This is a genomic window from Lutibacter agarilyticus (assembly GCF_900188235.1).
Taxonomy (GTDB): Bacteria; Bacteroidota; Bacteroidia; order Flavobacteriales; family Flavobacteriaceae; genus Lutibacter; species Lutibacter agarilyticus.
In genome coordinates this window covers 20813-38743 of the sequence record NZ_FZNT01000011.1, presented here as the reverse complement: position 1 = coordinate 38743, position 17931 = coordinate 20813, and the positions used below count along the sequence as shown (strand labels likewise).

General features: G+C 33.2%; 14 protein-coding genes. 12 read left to right on the top strand and 2 right to left on the bottom strand.

What is annotated here, in order from left to right; all coding sequences use genetic code 11:
- Nucleotides 1-11: 11 nt before the first annotated feature.
- Genes CHB67_RS15660 through CHB67_RS15645 form a run of 4 tightly spaced genes read left to right on the top strand, consistent with a single transcriptional unit; the run spans nucleotide 12 to nucleotide 5280 of the window.
- Nucleotides 12-1958 carry a hypothetical protein gene (locus CHB67_RS15660; RefSeq protein ID WP_089382745.1) on the top strand — a complete coding sequence of 649 codons (1947 nt, stop codon included), beginning with the start codon at nucleotides 12-14 and terminating at the stop codon, nucleotides 1956-1958.
- Nucleotides 1951-2991, top strand: a complete 1041-nt coding sequence (locus CHB67_RS15655) for a hypothetical protein (protein WP_089382744.1) — start codon at nucleotides 1951-1953, stop codon at nucleotides 2989-2991. Before CHB67_RS15660 ends, CHB67_RS15655 begins: the two co-directional genes overlap by 8 nt.
- A gap of 10 nt (nucleotides 2992-3001) precedes the next feature.
- The gene (locus tag CHB67_RS15650; RefSeq protein ID WP_089382743.1) at nucleotides 3002-4114 is read left to right on the top strand and encodes a BamA/TamA family outer membrane protein; all 1113 of its coding nucleotides are present in this window, start codon (nucleotides 3002-3004) and stop codon (nucleotides 4112-4114) included.
- A 14-nt stretch (nucleotides 4115-4128) separates the two neighbouring features.
- A complete protein-coding gene (locus CHB67_RS15645; RefSeq protein WP_089382742.1) occupies nucleotides 4129-5280 on the top strand; it encodes a BamA/TamA family outer membrane protein in 1152 nt (383 codons plus the stop codon).
- Nucleotides 5281-6566: 1286 nt separating this feature from the next.
- On the opposite strand, the gene CHB67_RS15640 is transcribed toward CHB67_RS15645, so the two are convergent.
- Nucleotides 6567-6869: a type II toxin-antitoxin system RelE/ParE family toxin gene (locus tag CHB67_RS15640; RefSeq protein ID WP_089382741.1), complete on the bottom strand. Its 303-nt coding sequence runs from the start codon at nucleotides 6867-6869 to the stop codon at nucleotides 6567-6569.
- Complete coding sequence (locus CHB67_RS15635; protein WP_089382740.1) at nucleotides 6866-7108, bottom strand: type II toxin-antitoxin system ParD family antitoxin; 243 nt, start codon at nucleotides 7106-7108, stop codon at nucleotides 6866-6868. The genes CHB67_RS15640 and CHB67_RS15635 overlap by 4 nt, the downstream gene beginning before the upstream one ends.
- Nucleotides 7109-9390: 2282 nt before the next feature.
- Here CHB67_RS15635 and CHB67_RS15630 point away from each other — a divergent pair.
- From CHB67_RS15630 to CHB67_RS15595, 8 genes are all read left to right on the top strand, one after another.
- Nucleotides 9391-10341, top strand: coding sequence for a GDP-L-fucose synthase family protein (locus tag CHB67_RS15630; RefSeq protein ID WP_089382739.1), 951 nt, complete (start codon nucleotides 9391-9393; stop codon nucleotides 10339-10341).
- A 515-nt stretch (nucleotides 10342-10856) separates the two neighbouring features.
- Entirely contained in the window at nucleotides 10857-11027 is a 171-nt protein-coding gene (locus tag CHB67_RS17410) for a four helix bundle protein (RefSeq protein WP_089382738.1), read from the top strand.
- Between the two features lie 11 nt (nucleotides 11028-11038).
- Complete coding sequence (locus CHB67_RS17485) at nucleotides 11039-11269, top strand: four helix bundle protein (protein ID WP_176461304.1); 231 nt, start codon at nucleotides 11039-11041, stop codon at nucleotides 11267-11269.
- 220 nt (nucleotides 11270-11489) lie between these two features.
- The gene (gene gmd / locus CHB67_RS15615) at nucleotides 11490-12725 is read left to right on the top strand and encodes a GDP-mannose 4,6-dehydratase (protein WP_089382838.1); all 1236 of its coding nucleotides are present in this window, start codon (nucleotides 11490-11492) and stop codon (nucleotides 12723-12725) included.
- Nucleotides 12726-12820: 95 nt separating this feature from the next.
- A complete protein-coding gene (locus CHB67_RS15610; protein WP_089382736.1) occupies nucleotides 12821-14092 on the top strand; it encodes a nucleotide sugar dehydrogenase in 1272 nt (423 codons plus the stop codon).
- A 51-nt stretch (nucleotides 14093-14143) separates the two neighbouring features.
- On the top strand, nucleotides 14144-15277 hold the full coding sequence (gene wecB, locus CHB67_RS15605; protein WP_089382735.1) for a non-hydrolyzing UDP-N-acetylglucosamine 2-epimerase: 1134 nt from the start codon (nucleotides 14144-14146) through the stop codon (nucleotides 15275-15277).
- Complete coding sequence (locus tag CHB67_RS15600; RefSeq protein WP_089382734.1) at nucleotides 15261-16721, top strand: MOP flippase family protein; 1461 nt, start codon at nucleotides 15261-15263, stop codon at nucleotides 16719-16721. The genes wecB and CHB67_RS15600 overlap by 17 nt, the downstream gene beginning before the upstream one ends.
- Nucleotides 16722-16735: 14 nt before the next feature.
- The gene (locus CHB67_RS15595; protein WP_089382733.1) at nucleotides 16736-17926 is read left to right on the top strand and encodes a glycosyltransferase family 4 protein; all 1191 of its coding nucleotides are present in this window, start codon (nucleotides 16736-16738) and stop codon (nucleotides 17924-17926) included.
- The last annotated feature ends 5 nt before the right edge of the window (nucleotides 17927-17931 follow it).

Below are 17931 nucleotides of genomic sequence, written 5' to 3'. Positions count from 1 at the left end.
ATAATACTTTTATGAAAACAAAATTTACTTTTATCGCTGCGCTTGCAATGATATTACTTTTTTCTTGTGAAACACCTGAAGATAGCGTAATAAAAGCAGTAGATGAAACGAAGGACATACTCACATCAAATACCTGGAACCTTGAGCAATTCAAATTTGAACTTCGCAATGATGACATTCCACCTCCTGTATTGTTCAACGCAACTAATGCTATTTTGAGTGCTGGTATTTATGATCTAGATGATATGGTTTTTGATGCTTCAGATATGCGGAAATATGAAGTAGAATTTAAAGAGGATGGTACTATCATTACTAAAAATGGTCAAATAGACTTGCTTTTAGAAGAAGCAATAGGTACTTATTTTGTTTTTAATGAAAGAACCATAAGAATTAACGCGGCAGAGAATGTAAATTATAAGTACATTTATGATGCCAATGCCAAGGAAATGTCATTGATAGCTACAGAGGAAACTGCTGAAAATATTATAAAAAAAATAAATGATAAGCTTGTTGATCAGGTAGCCAATGGAACTCCAACTAAAGTAGGTGACTTTATTGCCGACCTTTTGTTTAACAATGAAGCCTTACAAACCTTAATTAATGATGTGGTGGTTTCTGCAATAGCAGGAAAACTAGAATTTATAAATGAAATAGATCCAGACGAATTAGCAGATTTATTAGCTACTGAAATTAGAAATGCCCTTGAGCAAGTTGAATGGCATCCACTTTTAACAGAATTAATTTTAACTCAATTAGAGAATATTTCTAATATTGATAAGGATGCAGTTGCTGAAGCTATTGCAAACAAGGTGATTCAACTTATAGACGAACAGCTTTCTGAAGAACAGATTAATGATTTCATTCTTCCTTATATTGAGCAAATAGCCATCAACTCTGAAGCTGTTTCTGAAGCTATTGCAACCTTAATTTCAGACCTCTTTTCGGATGTGTTTAATGAAAATAATGTACAGCCGATACTTGTGAGCGCTTGGACTGAATTTACACGTTTAGATGAAGCACAAATAGATGTTATTTCAGGTAAGTTGACAACAGTAGTTGAAGATGTCTTTATCAATGAAACAACAATTTCTGATGGATTGTTACCTTTTACAACTCGTATAGATGAAACATCCATTTTTCAAATGGGAGCGTTGGCAACAGAAACCACAGCAAGTATTGAAAACTTGATCAATGGTCTTAATCAAGTTTTTCCTGATCTTAATTTGTCTCCCAACTATGAAAGTATGCAAAACACCATCAAGTTAGCATACATAGCGATTAAACCAGTGATTGCTGTTACAGGTCCTGAGCAGGCAGCAAAAGATGTAGCCAATATTATCTTATCACAATTCTTAACGACTGAAAATATAAATAATACTTTTGGAGCCGCAATTCAATTCTTACAAACGATAGATCCTGAGACAGCTGGTACAACACTTGCAGAATGGCTATTAGGTTTTAAAGATGAGATCTCTGAAGTACTTTATATTGAAATTAGAGATTTGTTAAGTCCGATTCTTAATAATTTAGATCCTAATGCAACTGCTTTAAGAATTGCATCAGCTTTGAATAATTTTATTACTGAAAATATAACCGCTGAATCGGTTAAAAATTTAATACTTCCGCTTTTGGAAGAAATCACAAAGCTCAATGCTGAAGTTGTCGCTGGTTATTTAGCAGAGTTAATCCTTAATTTAGATATTATTAAAGACAATGTTACTAAGGAAGCAATTACACAAGCACTTCTTCCTGTATTGCAATCTATACAAGAGAGCAACGTGAAAGATGTAGCCCAAAATATAATAAAAGCTATTGTAAATACAGGTATTGTTGAGGATGTGATAACAGAAGGTCGTGTATCAGCAATCATCTCACTTTTAATTTATAAAGCTACTTGGGAAAAAGTAATAATTGCAAACAATTTTAAAGAATTATCTATAATATTAAGCCATGACTAATAACATTAAAAAAATTATAGCCAGTGCTATATTTATAATAGCCTCTTTTACAATGACCTATGGTCAAATAACGAACTTGTCAATTTCGGATAGGCTTGAATCTTATCGCGATAGCCTAAAAAGAACGCCCTATGAGTGGCATTTACCTATCATGGGAGAAAAAATCAGGAAAATGGGATTTGATATTCCTTATCCTAATGGAATTTCATTTACCTATGCAGCTTCCAAACAGGACATCCTACTAAGTGATGCTTATGTGGGGTTTAGTGAGGATGAACTTTTGCCTATTGATGGTATTGCTCGATTTAAGAAAATTAGTTCAGATGTAAGTGCTTATACCTTACGTTATGATTTTTGGTTATTACCTTTCTTAAATCTTTATGGTATAGTGGGGAATATTAGTTCACAAACAAATGTACAATTGGGGCTTCCTTTTGAAATGGAATTCAATACTAAAAAAAATAGTGGTCTAGCGTATGGTTGGGGTGCTGTTTTAGGAGGTGCTGTTGGGCCAATGATAGTGTCAGCAGATTTTGGTATGGTTTGGACTAAGTTATCAAATTTAGATCAGCCAAATAAATCTATTTTTTTTGCTGGAAGGACAGGTTATTTAATCAAATTTAGAAACCCAGTTAGAAATTTAGCAATTCTTGTAGGGGCGCAATATCTTGGCATTAACAAAGCAGGTAGTGGAAAATTAGGACTAATTAGTACGTCTGATAAAGAAAAGGCCTTAGAAGGATTAAATGGTTGGTATGATAATTTGACGGATAGAGAACAAGAAGTTTTAGAACCTATTTACAGTGGCGTTGCCAATTGGCTTTCAGACGACAAACCTGTAGATCTTCATTATCAGTTTAATAAGGAATTTATTTCGCCTTGGAGTATGAATGTTGGTTTTAATTTTCAATTTAATAAGCGATACACTTTAACTAGTATATACAATTTTGGAAGTAGAAGTCAAATAGTTGTTGGTTTGGGATACCGTTTTGGATTTAAAGGGAAAAATTATTTGTCTGGTTTACAGCTGTAACTAAGATTGAATGTTTATAATATCAAAAGTATTGAAAGAAATTATAAAAATTAAGATTACCATCACCATTTTTGTGTATTTGTTATTTTGTTTAACTGTTAATGCTCAAGAAAAAGAAAAAACTGATAAAAAAGTAAATTTTGCAGCCATTCCAGTAGTTAATTATAGCAATGCCACTGGGTTTAGTTTGGGCGCTATGGGACGAGTTTTCTATAAGGTAAGCAAAACGGATTCTATTTCCCCTGTGTCTTCATCAGGGGTTTTTGGAATGTATACCACAAATGGCACTTGGTTTGGAACTTTGTTTCAACGCTTGTATCTCAATGAAGATCGCTGGCGTATTTTAGCAGCCCTTGGAGCTGGAAATATAAATTATCAATACTTTCAGGAAATCCCCATTTTTGGAGGTGGTTTTGTGGGATTTAATACAAAAGCAGATTTTGTTATGCTTAAAGTAGAACGTAAAGTTATTGGAAAACTATATTTCGGTTTGGTAGGTATCTATTCAAAGTCTAAACTAACGTATGATCTACCTGATTTTATTCCTCCCGAACTAGTGACAAGTTATCGCAGTATGAACTCTTTAGGTTATACCTTAAACTTTGATGAGCGTGATGATCAGATAAATCCGTACAAAGGTTACAACATTTCTTTTAAAAATAATTTTTATAGGGATTGGATAGGGAGTGATAATAAATTCGAATCGTACAATATTACGTACAATCAATTTATTCCTATCAAATCTTCAAATGATATTATTGCTGCGCGTTTTCATGCAGCCATTGCAACTGGTGATGTCCCTTTTCAAGGGCAGAACGTAGTTGGTCAAGACGATATTCGAGGTTACACAAAAGGGCGTTATCGTGAAAACCAGGTATACGCACTACAAGCAGAATATCGTCACCGTTTTCAAAACAAATTTGGAGCTGTTGCCTTTTTTGGGTTAGCTACTGCAGTTGAAACACTTGGAGATATAGACAATGCTCCTTTTTTACCAGGGGGAGGAGTTGGAGTACGATACATGGTCATTGAAAAAATGCGTATTAATATAGGTCTGGATGCTGCCCTTGGAAAAGATGATTGGGGGATTTATTTCAGAATTGGGGAGTCGTTTGGACGTTGATAAATTTAATTGATATGAAACTAAAACTAATTTTATTTTTTTTGTTTACTTGCTTATTTACTCAAATAACAATAGCACAACAGGATAGTCTAAAAACCAAAAAAAAGTTAAGCTTTCGTGATCCTGAGGATGGGGCTTTTGACTTGAGTCAATTTTTATTGGAGGCAAATGGGGTATTGCCTATTGTAATTCCAATAACAGAGCCCGCAGTTGGTTATGGGGGTGGATTGGCCCTGTTGTATTTTCATAAGCGCAAGAAAAAATATGAAACCTATGTACCACCAAGCGTATCAGGTGTTGTTGGGTTGTATACTGAAAATAAAACCTGGGGGGCAGGTGCTTTTCATAGTCATATTTTTGGTGAAAACCGTGTTCGTACCATCACAGCGATTTTTAAACCTAATGTGAATATTAAATACTACGGAAATAACAGTCCTATTTTAGATGGCAATCCAATAGGAATTAAGTTAGATTCTTGGGTATTTATGCAGCAAGCTGAAGCCAGGCTGGGGAAATCAAAATTTTACGCAGGTGCAACGTATATGTATTTCAACGGAAATGTTTCCTTTGATACCATTCCTAACCGACCGATAATAAATGCGATACTAAAAAGGTTAAATGTCAATTCAAAGATTAGTTCAATAAAACCAACAATCACCTTCGACAATCTAAATAATACCTTTACGCCTACCAAAGGGGTTAAAGCGCAAATAGCAATGAGTTATAGTGCAGAGTGGTTGGGTTCATCAGATGATTTCAGCACCTTGTCAACAGATTTTTTTGGTTATGTACCTATAGTGGATAGGCTAAGATCATCTTGGCGCTTTCAGGGTAGTTATTTGATTGGAGATGCACCATTTTATGCCTATCCATTTGTTAGCTTACGTGGTGTGCCGGCTATGCGATACCAGGGAGACAATACCTTAGTAGCAGAAACCGAATGGAACTACAATATATACAAACGTTGGTCTGTATTAGGATTTTTTGGTGGAGGTAAAGCATTTTCAGAATTCAAGGATTTTGGAGAGACAGATTGGGCATATACTGTAGGTACAGGTTTTAGATATCAAATAGCGCGCAAACTTGGTGTAGATATGGGAACCGACTTTGCATGGGGTAATGGTAAAGATTTTGCATTCTATATTGTTTTTGGAAAATCTTGGTAAATAGCGGTTAAAAAATTTATAGCTAACAGTCAACCACCCACATCCAAATTATGATAGATCAATTTGAAAAATAATTTTTCCCCAGCCCTAAAGGGAGTCTATTTTTCAATAGGCTTATAATAACATTTATTTTATGAATCAAAAGCAAATAGGCAATTTTCAACAAAGAGTTGTCCTATTTAATTTTTCGTTACACCCAACCGTTTCTACTAAACTTATATTTTGTTGCGAAGTTTCAATAAAAAAAGAGGTAATTGAAAAGTAACTATAGCAAATTATTTAAATTAAACGGCCTATCGAAAAAAGGACATAAAATTTGCAGTGCAGAAGGCGTAAAATTTTAGGCTGTTTGAACACCACGTATGCAACAAATTTACAACAATTAACGTAGTGAGTTCCTAAAATTTAGCCTTCAAGCAATAAATTTAGTACTTATTTCGTAAGCCTAGATTTTTGGTTCTTTTCATCAATGGAAAAGAACAAGAAAAACAATTAAATGTAATTTGTTAGTTTGTTATTTCAAAGGTTAATTACGTTCTATTACATTGAGATTGCCACAGTTGTTTATATCGTTGCACTTTATAAACGCCCTCGCAAAGACGGTTCAAAGCATACCTCATTTCCAGCTTGACTGGAAATCTGTTTGTTTTGTGGTTCAAATTCATTTCCCCCTTGAGAAGGGCTAGGGGTGTGTAATAATCGGTAAGAAGTATGAAACTATTTCACTGGCTCAAAAGTTAATCCCAAATCCACTAATATCAAAGAAGTGTCCTATTTAATTTTTCGTTGCAACCAACTAAAAAATGTAGCGTTGGATGGAGGGTTTTCCAAAGAGCGCAGCGGTCTGGAAATGGTGGATAACGTTTTTTAAGTAGGTTTGTAGAAAAATAAAATCAGACTAGATTTTTGGTTAGCTCACCCATTTATTATTTTATGAAGTGTTCGTGAATCTCCTAATGTCGATTTCATTTTTGGGCAATGCAAAATAGAATAAAGTTGTTTTAAACTCCAAAGCCAAAGATTCCCAAATCGAAGATTCACGAACTCTTTAGCTTAAAATAAAAAAAAGTGAGTAATCAAGCTGAAAATGACATATATTTTGTCATTTCGAATGCAATGAGAAATCACATAAAATTGAGCATTGGATGTGATTGAGCTTTTATAAGATTTGTGCGACTGGAAAATCGGAGATTTTGGGACGTAGCAAATTGTTTGTTGAATGTTTGATGGTTCGTTATTTAGTTTAAATGTAAGCACAAACTTTATGAGTTGTAGTGTGTAGTTTTTTAATCAATTCGTTTTTTGAGATCCATTCTTTGATGTAAAATTCTTACTATTTCTACAATGTTGTTTTCTATTTTTCTATAAAAAATTAAATGTGATTTTATTTTAGTCACTCTATAATTTTTTCGAGTTTGCTCCGCTGATTTTCCAGTCAAAAAATTCCCAGAAATAAACTCAATTTCGCTAATTATCAAATCGTAATATCTATCAGCTTGTTCTTTAGACCATTTATTTAATGTGTAAATCCAAATGTCATTCAAGTCATTTATAGCCTGTTCACTTATGCGATATTTATTTTTACTCATAAGTGTTTACGGTGTAATTCTTTCAAATGTTCTTTTGGATTGAAATTTTCAACAAACCCACTTTTTTCTCCAATTTCTAGAGCTTTAATTAGTGCTCTTTCTTTTCTTTCTTCTCTTTCAAGAAGTCTCAAAGCAGAACGAATAACTTCACTTGCAGAACCATATTTTCCAGATTTAATCTCATTTTGAATAAATTCCTCAAAATGATTACCGATTGATATTGATGTGTTTTTTCCCATTTTTATTAAATTTCACTCAAATTTACCAAATTTTGGTAACAATGAAAAATTTTTAAATCACACAACAGGTATTAATCATTCATTTTTAATTATTTAGTAGCTACTAACCACTAATTAATTTGAAAAATAGTTTCTCCCCAGCCCTAAAGGGAGTCTATTTTTCAATAGGCTTATAATAACATTTATTTTATGAATCAAAAGCAAATTAGAAAATAAAACAAAGAAGTGTCCTATTTAATTTTTCGTTGCAAACAACTAAAAAATGTAGCGTTGGATGGAGGGTTTTCCAAAGAGCGCAGCGGTCTGGAAATGGTGGATAACATTTTTTAGGTAGGCTTGTAGAAAAATAAAATCAGACTAGATTTTTTTGGTTCTTTTTTTATCGATGAAAAAAAGAATAAGAAAGATATTTTCTGTTCATTTCTTTGATTGCCCAGGGCCTAGCGTTCAGAAAACAGTTAGTAACTGTTTTTAGCGATGGAGCCAGGTGGCGCGTTGGACAACCAAAGAAGCCCTAGCGCACCCCGGCCTGATCGTTAAAATGTTTCTCAAACATTTTTTAACACTCCAGCCTTGTAGGAATTGCAAGCACCGTTTGCCAAACTCAGCGCTCCTTGCAGTCGCTGAATCTCTGAGCTTTGGCTGCACTATTCTTACAAAAAGAGTCCCACCAAAAGTAAATAGTCGTTTTGAAAAAGGATGTTTTGAAAACTGTCCTATTTAATTTTTCGTTACACCCAACCGTTTCTACTAAACTTATATTTTGTTGCGAAGTTTCAATAAAAAAAGAGGTAATTGAAAAGTAACTACAGCAAATTATTTAAATTAAACGGCCTATCGAAAAAAGGACGTAAAATTTGCAGTGCAGAAGGCGTAAAATTTTAGGTTGTTTGAACACCACGTATGCAACAAATTTACAACAATTAACGTAGTGAGTTCCTAAAATTTAGCCTTCAAGTAATAAATTTAGTACTTATTTCGTAAGCCTAGATTTTTGGTTCTTTTCATCAATGGAAAAGAAGGAAGAAAAACAATTAAATGTAATTTGTTAGTTTGTTATTTCAAAGGTTAATTACGTTCTATTACATTGAGATTGCCGCAGTTGTTTATATCGTTGCACTTTATAAACGCCCTCGCAAAGACAGTTCAAAACATACCTCATTTCCAGCTTGACTGGAAATCTGTTTGTTTTGTGGTTCAAATTCATTTCCCTCTTGAGAAGGGCTAGGGGTGTGTAATAATCGGTAAGAAGTATGAAACTATTTCACTGGCTCAAAAGTTAATCCCTAAATCCACTAATATCAAAGAAGTGTCCTATTTAATTTTTCGTTACAAACAACTAAAAAATGTAGCGCTGGATGGCGGGTTTTCCAAAGAGCGTAGCGGTCTGGAATTGGTGGGTAACGTTTTTTAAGTAGGTTTGTAGAAAAATAAAATCAGACTAGATTTTTTTGGTTATTTTTTGGGCAATGCAAAAAAGAATAAAGTTGTTTTGAACTTCAAAGCCAAAGATTCCCATTTTCACTGAAATGAAAGTTTCATTTCATCGTCACCTTCAGCTTGACTGGAGGTCTTTTACATTTAAACACCAATGCAAAAGATTCCTAATCAACATTTCGAATCCGCTCAGCAGAGGGTAGAGGGTTGGGAATGACGGTTTTTTTGGATGTCCTATGAATATTTCTGTAGAAAATACTTCCGAAGAAAAAGAAAACAGGCGGTGCTGTTTGAGCACAGCGAGTTCAGCGCATGTCTTTTTTGAGGATTGAATTTTAAAGAAATCTTCATCAGACTAGACTTTTTTGGTTCTTTTTTGGGCAATGCAAAAAAGAATAAAGTTGTTTTGAGCTCCAAAGCCAAAGATTCCCGTTTTCACTGAAATGAAAGTTTCATTTCATCGTCACCTTCAGCCTGACTGGAGGTCTTTTACATTTAAACACCAATGCAAAAGATTCCAAATCAAGTTGGGAATGACGGTTTTTTAGTTCTAAATACTGAGCCAGCGAAGCCATTGTACAAATCTAATACCTAATATCTAACTTATAACTTATAACTTATAACTTCTAACTTCTAACTTCTAACTTCTAACTTCTCACTTCTCACTTCTCACTTCTCACTTCTCACTTCTCACTTCTCACTTCTCACTTCTCACTTCTCACTTCTCACTTCTAACATCTAACCCCCAATTTAATCCAAAATCCTTCTTCTTAATTTAAAAGAAAGGTTATATTTGCAATCAAAATTTGCGTAACTAAACTATTGACAATCTGTCAATTTATATTATGAATAAAGACTCAAAAATATACATTGCTGGCCATAGAGGAATGGTAGGCAGTGCCATTTGGAGAAATCTTCAAAGTAAAGGCTATACCAATTTAGTTGGAAGAACCAGTAAAGAGTTAGATTTACGAAATCAAGCAGATGTCAACGATTTTTTAAAGAGTGAACAGGTAGAAGTTGTTATTGATGCCGCCGCCAGAGTTGGAGGTATTTTAGCAAATAACACGTATCCATACCAGTTTTTGATGGATAATATGTTGATTCAAAACAACTTAATCAATGGCTCTTTTGAAACAGGTATTCAGAAATTTATTTTTTTAGGAAGTTCTTGTATTTATCCAAAATTAGCAGCACAACCCTTAAAAGAAAAAGCCTTATTAACCGGAAGTTTAGAACCTACCAATGAATGGTATGCTATTGCAAAAATTTCAGGTGTAAAAGCTTGTGAAGCCATTCGTAAACAATATGGTTTAGATTATGTTAGTTTAATGCCTACTAATTTATACGGCACACATGACAATTTCGATTTAAAAACATCACACGTCTTGCCAGCAATGCTGCGTAAATTTCACGAAGCAAAAGAAAATGGCAATACACCCGTTGAACTATGGGGATCAGGAACGCCTATGCGAGAATTTTTATTTGTAGATGATATGGCTGAAGCAGTTTGTTTTGCATTTGAACACAAACTAACTGAACATTTGTACAATGTAGGCTGTGGAAGCGATTTAACCATCAAAGCCTTAGCTGAAAAAATTCAAAAAGTTGTTGGGCATACAGGTGAAATTGTTTGGAATAGTGCAATGCCAGATGGTACACCAAGAAAATTAATGGATGTGTCTAAACTAAAAAATGAAGGTTGGCAAGCACGTACCAGTTTAGATGAAGGATTAAATAAGACCTATGATTGGTTTTTAAAAAATATAGAAGCGTTTAAAGAAGTGAAAATGTAAGTGGAGGAAAATAAAGAGGAAGACCAAAACGAAGACAAAGACTAAGACGAACCGTCATCCTATGTTTGACTGGGGATCTGTAGCATAGAAGTGAGAAGTGAGAAGTGAGAAGTGAGAAGTGAGAAGTGAGAAGTGAGAAGTGAGAAGTGAGAAGTGAGAAGTGAGAAGTGAGAAGTTGCTTCGCAGGCTCAGCAGTGAAGAGTAAAGAGTGAACCGTCATTACGAGGAGGGTACGACGAAGTAATCTTTTGATTGGAAGTATAAAAGATGAGATGCTGAAACAACACTTCGACAAGCTCAGTGTGACATCTTCAGCTTGATGGGGATCTGTAGCATAGAAGTGAGAAGTGAGAAGTGAGAAGTTGCTTCGCAGGCTCAGCAGTGAAGAGTAAAGAGTGAACCGTCATTACGAGGAGGGTACGACGAAGTAATCTGTTGAATAGAAACGAGAAGTAAAAACTAAGACCAAAACAAAAACAAAAACGAAAACAAAGACTAAGACGAAGACCAAGGCAATGAGAAATTTTAGGGAATATGATGTGTGGATTGATAGTATGAACATGGTTGATGCTATTTATACAATGGTTGATAATTTTCCTTCTGAAGAAAAATATTCATTGAGTTCTCAGATTACGCGTTCAGCAGTTTCAATTCCTTCAAATATTGCAGAGAGGACGGAACGTTAAGAAAAAGTCCAGTGGACTTTTTTAGAGAACGAGCCAGATGGCGGGGAGGGCGAACTTCTCAAAAAGATTTTGCAAGGTTTTTAGAAATTAGTTTAGGTTCCTGTTTTGAACTCGAAACTCAATTGAGAATAGCCAATAAAAGAAAGTATAGTTCTCAACTTAATTTTGATGAGCTATTAAAAAATATAATAAGTTTACAAAAAAGAATATTCGGATTAAGAAAAAAAGTATTAAGTAAATAAAGACAAATACCAAAACCAAAACCAAAACGATGTCTAAGTTTTAGTCAATAAAAAAGTCTTAGTTTTAGTTTACGTATTAGTAAAAAAAAGTCTTAGTCTATGTCTAAGTTTTAGTCAATAAAAAAAGTCTTAGTCTATGTCTAAGTTTTAGTCAATAAAAAAAGTAAATTTGAAAGTTGATTTTGTTCACGAACAAACAACCAACATCGAACAAATAAATATGAAAAAAGTAGCATTAATCACAGGAATTACAGGTCAAGATGGATCTTATTTAGCAGAACTTTTGTTGGAAAAGGGGTATATGGTACATGGTATTAAGAGAAGATCTTCTTTGTTTAACACCGACAGGATAGATCATTTATACCAAGATCCACACGATCCTGATCAACGGTTGAAATTACACTACGGAGATTTAACCGATTCTATGAATCTAACCCGTATCATCCAAGAAGCACAACCAGATGAGATATACAATCTAGGAGCAATGAGTCACGTAGCTGTTTCTTTTGACACGCCTGAATATGTAGGTAATGTTGATGGATTGGGAACCTTGAGAATATTAGAAGCGGTACGTATTTTAGGCTTGGAAAAAAAGACACGTATTTACCAGGCTTCCACTTCTGAATTGTATGGAGGGATGGCAGAGAATAAAAATGAAAGAGGTTTTTATGATGAAAACTCTCCATTTTATCCACGTTCACCTTATGGAGTTGCTAAAATTTATGGTTTTTGGATTACCAAGAATTACCGTGAAGCTTATGATATGTTTGCGTGTAACGGAATTTTATTTAACCACGAATCTCCAAGAAGAGGGGAAACGTTTGTGACCCGTAAAATTACCCGTGCTGTGGCAAAAATAGCCTTAGGTTTACAAGAAAAAATGTACCTAGGGAATTTAGAAGCCAAACGTGATTGGGGGCACGCCAAAGATTATGTACGTATGATGTGGATGCTACTACAAGCAGACAAAGCTGAAGATTGGGTCATAGCAACAGGAGTTACCACAACAGTACGCGACTTTGTACGCCTAGCTTTTGAAGAAGTAGGTATTGAACTAGAATTTAAAGGAGCGGGCGTAAACGAAACCGCCGTTGTAAAAAGTATCAACCAAGAAAAATACAACCAAGCAACAAATTCGTCAGTTCGAGTGCCGGAGCAAAGCGAAGGTGTATCGAGAACCCAACAACGTCATCCTGAACTTGTTTCAGGATCTGCCAATCGGAAGCAACCGGTTATAGGCCAAGAAGTCCTTTCCGTTGACCCATCTTATTTCCGACCAACAGAAGTAGATTTATTAATTGGAGACCCTTCAAAAGCAAAAGAAAAATTAGGCTGGGTACCTGAATACGACTTAAAAGCCTTAGTACAAGACATGATGCAAAGTGATGTGTTGTTAATGAAAAAAGATGTTGATTTGCTAAAAGCAGGTCATGAAATTTTGAAACAAGCGGAGTAATTATAGCGATTTAAAATTAAAGTATAAAAAAAAGTAATTAAAGATAAAGGCTACATTACTTTTATTTTTTGAATAAATCATTATTAGTAACAAATATGAAAGATAAAATAGCGATTATAGGGTTGGGGTATGTTGGTTTGCCTTTAGTACATGCTTTTGCACAAAAAGGATTCAATGTGGTTGGTTTTGATATCAATGAAGAACGTATTGAAGAATTAAGTAATGGGGTAGATAGAACCTTAGAATTAGATTCAAATCAATTGTGCGAAATTAAAAATAAAATTAGCTACGCTTCAAACACAGATGGAATCGCAGATTGTAATATATTTATTGTTACAGTTCCTACGCCAATTGATAAAAGTAACCGCCCAGATTTAACACCCCTTATAAAATCATCTCAAATGATTGGTGGTATTTTAAAACAAGGAGATTTGGTTATCTATGAATCTACCGTTTATCCAGGGGTAACTGAGGAAGTGTGCGTAAAAGAATTAGAACAAGTTTCAGGTTTTCAATTTAATAAAGATTTTTACTGTGGCTATTCACCAGAGCGTATCAATCCAGGAGATAAAAACCATACGGTTACCAAAATATTAAAAGTAACTTCAGGTTCAACACCTGAAATTGCAGATAAGGTAGATGCACTTTATAAATCTATTATTGCTGCAGGTACACACAAAGCTTCAAGCATAAAAGTTGCTGAAGCAAGTAAAGTCATTGAAAATACACAACGTGATGTAAATATTGCCTTAATCAATGAGTTGGCATTGATATTTGACACCATGAATATTGATACCAATGAAGTGTTAGAGGCGGCTGCCACCAAATGGAATTTTATAAAATTAACACCTGGTTTGGTTGGTGGGCATTGTATTGGAGTAGATCCTTATTACTTAACATACAAAGCAGAAGAACTTGGTTATAAACCTAATTTAATTTTAGGCGCTCGTCAAATTAACAATGGTATGGGGAAATATATTGCCAACCAAACCATTAAAGTGATGATAGCCAGCGATAAAAAAATTAAAGATGCCAATATTTTGATATTAGGGGTTACTTTTAAAGAAGACTGCCCTGATATGCGAAATACAAAAGTGGTAGATATTATTGAAGAATTAAAATCATTTGGCTGTAAAGTTGATGTTTATGATCCTTGGGTAGATCCTAAAGAAGATAAAAAAAGTTATACACATGGTGTTGTGGCAAATCCTTTTAAAGAGTCAAAAAAATACGATGCCATTGTTGTTGCTGTTGCTCATAAACAATTCAAAGCATTAACAGAAGCTGATTATATAAATATTTCAAATGACAACCCCGTAATTATCGATATCAAAGGAATAGTTGAAAACCCAAGTTGGAGGTTATAATATATTACTAATTTTAGTGTTGAAAAAATCTGTAAGTAAAAATTATAGAAAATGAAAAAGAACTTAATTATATTTGGAACAAGACCAGAGGCAATAAAAATGGCCCCTTTAGTAAAAGAGTTTCAAAAATTTAAAGATAATTTTGAAACGAAGGTTTGCATTACTGCGCAACATAGAGAAATGTTAGACCAAGTACTAGATTTTTTTGAAATTAAAGCCGATTTTGACCTGGATTTAATGAAACCAAATCAAAACTTATATTCATTAACAGGTGATATTATTAATGGTTTAAAACCTATTTTAGAAGATTTTAAACCTGATTATGTGTTTGTCCACGGAGACACAACTACAACAATGGCCTCAAGTATTGCAGCGTATTATTCAGGAGCAAAGGTATGTCATGTGGAAGCTGGTTTAAGAACTAATAATAAGTGGTCTCCTTTCCCTGAAGAAATGAACCGACAAATTACGGGTAGAATATCAGATATTCATTTTGCACCAACCAAAGCTTCTAAAGTAAATTTATTGTTAGAAAATATTAAAGATGAAAATATTGTTGTAACAGGAAATACAGTAATTGATGCGTTGTTAGAGAGCGTTTCAAAATTAGATAGTGTTTATGACTCTGAAATTGAAAATTTAAAACAACTTGTATATAAAAATAAAAAGTTAATTTTAGTTACTGGGCATCGTAGAGAAAATCATGGGCAAGGATTTATTAATATTTGTAAGGCGTTAAAACAAATTGCTGAAGAAAATCCCAACACACAAATAATATACCCAGTGCATTTGAACCCTAATGTCCAAAAACCTGTTTATGAATTGCTAGAAAGCATTTCAAATATTTATTTAATAGTACCTTTATCCTACCCAGCTTTTGTGTGGCTAATGAATAAATCGTATTTAATTATTACAGATAGTGGAGGGGTACAAGAGGAAGCGCCAAGTTTAGGAAAGCCAGTATTGGTGATGCGTGATACTACGGAAAGACCAGAAGCTGTTGATGCAGGGACTGTAATTTTAGTAGGAACGGATTCAGAAAAAATAGTAGCAGAAACTACTATTCTACTAAATGATGCAATGCATTATCAAAAAATGAGTGGTTTACATAATCCTTATGGCGATGGGAAGGCATGTAAAAGGATAGTAGAATACTTAATTAACATAGATGACCTTAAAGGATAAAACAATAAAAGGAGTTAAATGGACGACGTTTGGCTCTGTTTTTAATGCTATACTACAAATAGTACAACTTGCTATTTTAGCTAGGCTATTAAACCCAACAGATTTTGGATTAATGGCAATTGTAATGGTTGTAATTGGCTTTTCTAGTATGTTTATAGATATGGGTATCTCAAATGCCATTATTTATAAACAAAAAGTTTCAGAAAACCAATTAACTACACTGTATTGGCTTAATATCGCTGTTGGTATTGTTTTATTTTTAATTATTTTAATTATCGCACCATATATAGCGGTATTTTATGATTCACCACAACTAACTAATTTAATTAAATTAGTTGGAGTAACCTTTGTAATTCAACCATTTGGTCAGCAATTTATGATTTTACTTCAAAAAGAATTAAATTTCAGTAAAATAACAATTGTACAAACGGTTTCAAGATTTGTTTCGTTTATTGCAACAATTATAATGGCATATTATAATTTAGGCGTTTTTTCTTTAGCTTATGGAGTAATTATTTATGCTACACTTAGTACAATTCTTTTTATGTATTATGGAAAAAATATTTATAAACCCAAATTGTATTTTAGTAGAGTAGATATACAAGAGTTTTTAAGTTTTGGGATGTATCAAATGGCAGAAAAAGCAATGAATTACTTTGGTACTCAATTCGATACTATTTTAATTGGGAAATTACTTGGGGTAGAAGTGTTAGGTGTCTATAATGTTGCTAAAAACTTGGTGAGTAAGCCATCAACTATTATCAACCCTGTTATTACAAAAGTTACTTTTCCAGTAATGTCTAAAATTAGTGAGGATACTAAAAAACTAAGAGAGGTTTATCTTAAAACAGTAAGTTATCTTACTTTAGTTAATACACCAATTTATTTACTTATTGCACTATTCGCTCAGCCAATTGTAGTTTTAATGTTTGGTGAAGTTTGGGTAGAAGCTATTCCTATAGTTCAAATTCTAGCTATTGGATTTTTGTTAAAATCAATTGGTAACCCAGCCGGTTCACTTTTATTGTCAAAGGGTAAGGCTAATATCGCATTTTATTGGAATCTAATTACATTTTTATTGTATCCAACATTCATATTATATGGAAGTAAATATGGCATCAATGGTATTGCATTTAGTTTCGTTTTCTTGCATTTGTTGTTTATTTATCCAAATTGGAAATTTATTGTTTATAGAATATGTGAATCAAATATAAGAGCATATTTAGCTAGTTTTTTACCATATTTTGTAATAGGGACTCTATGTTTAATTTTAGGTTATTCTATTATGAATCAATTTGAGAGTGATACTTGTTTTATTTTTATAGTAGTTGCTTTAATTTATTCCATTCTTTATTTTACGTTAGTGTATATTTTTAAAAGAAATATTATTATGGATATTTTAGGTTTAATTTCTACAAAATCATTCAAAAAAATTAAGAATTAATTAAGTTATATATTATGAATATAGGAATCGTCACAACATGGTTTCCAGCAGGTGGAGGATATGTATCAAAAGCATACAAGGAAGTGCTCTCAAAAGCACATAATGTGTTTATTTATGCTAGAGGAGGGCAAAACATGGCTGGTGATAGCGTATGGGATGACAAATCAGTTTCATGGGCTCCTTACCACACAAATGGTGTAAATACTTCTCATTTAATTAAATGGGCTAAGCACAATAATATTGATGTGCTTTTTTTTAATGAACAACGTTATTGGAAACCTGTTATTGAAGCTAAAAAAGCGGGGTTTTGTATAGGTTCTTACATAGATTATTATACCCAAGAAACAGTACCTGCATTTGGGCTGTACAATTTTTTAATATGCAATACTAAAAGACATTATTCGGTTTTTAACTGGCATAAAAACGTCCATTATATACCTTGGGGAACAGATGTTAATAAGTTTGCACCAATAAAAACACACAATAAAAAAGTTACTTTTATTATTAGTGCAGGCTGGCAAGGTAAATATAGTTTAGACAGAAGGGGTACTTTATTGGCTATTAAAGCTTTTAATAATGTGGAAGGAGACTGTAAATTAATTGTATATAGTCAAGTTAAATTTAATGATTGCTTGCCAGAATGGCAAGGCTTAATAAGTGTAGATAAAAGAATTGAATTTAAATATGGAACTTTTGATCCATTTCCATATAATGAAGGAGATGTTTATTTATACCCTTCTCGTTTAGATGGTATTGGTTTAACCTTACCAGAAGCATTAGCTTCTGGTTTAGCGGCTATAACTACCAATAACCCACCTATGAATGAATTTGTATTAGATGGTTACAATGGGAAATTAGTAAATGTTGAAAAATATTTAGGAAGGCGAGATGGCTATTATTGGGCTGAGAGTATTTGTAATAGTGAGTCTTTAACAAATGCAATGCAGTTTTATATAAAAGATAAAAATGTATTGTTGGAGCATAAGGTAAATGCACGTACCAGTGCACTTAATTTTTTAGATTGGAGGGTAAATGCAAAGGATTTACCTATGATTTTTGAAAATGAATTGAAAATATATAATAAAGGAATTGATAAAAATATAGAAAATATAGCTCTAGGATTAGATAAAGCTATGTCTCCAAGCATAATTTATAAATTTAAATCTGCTTTTTACTCATTATATAGATATTTCATAAAAATATGAACATT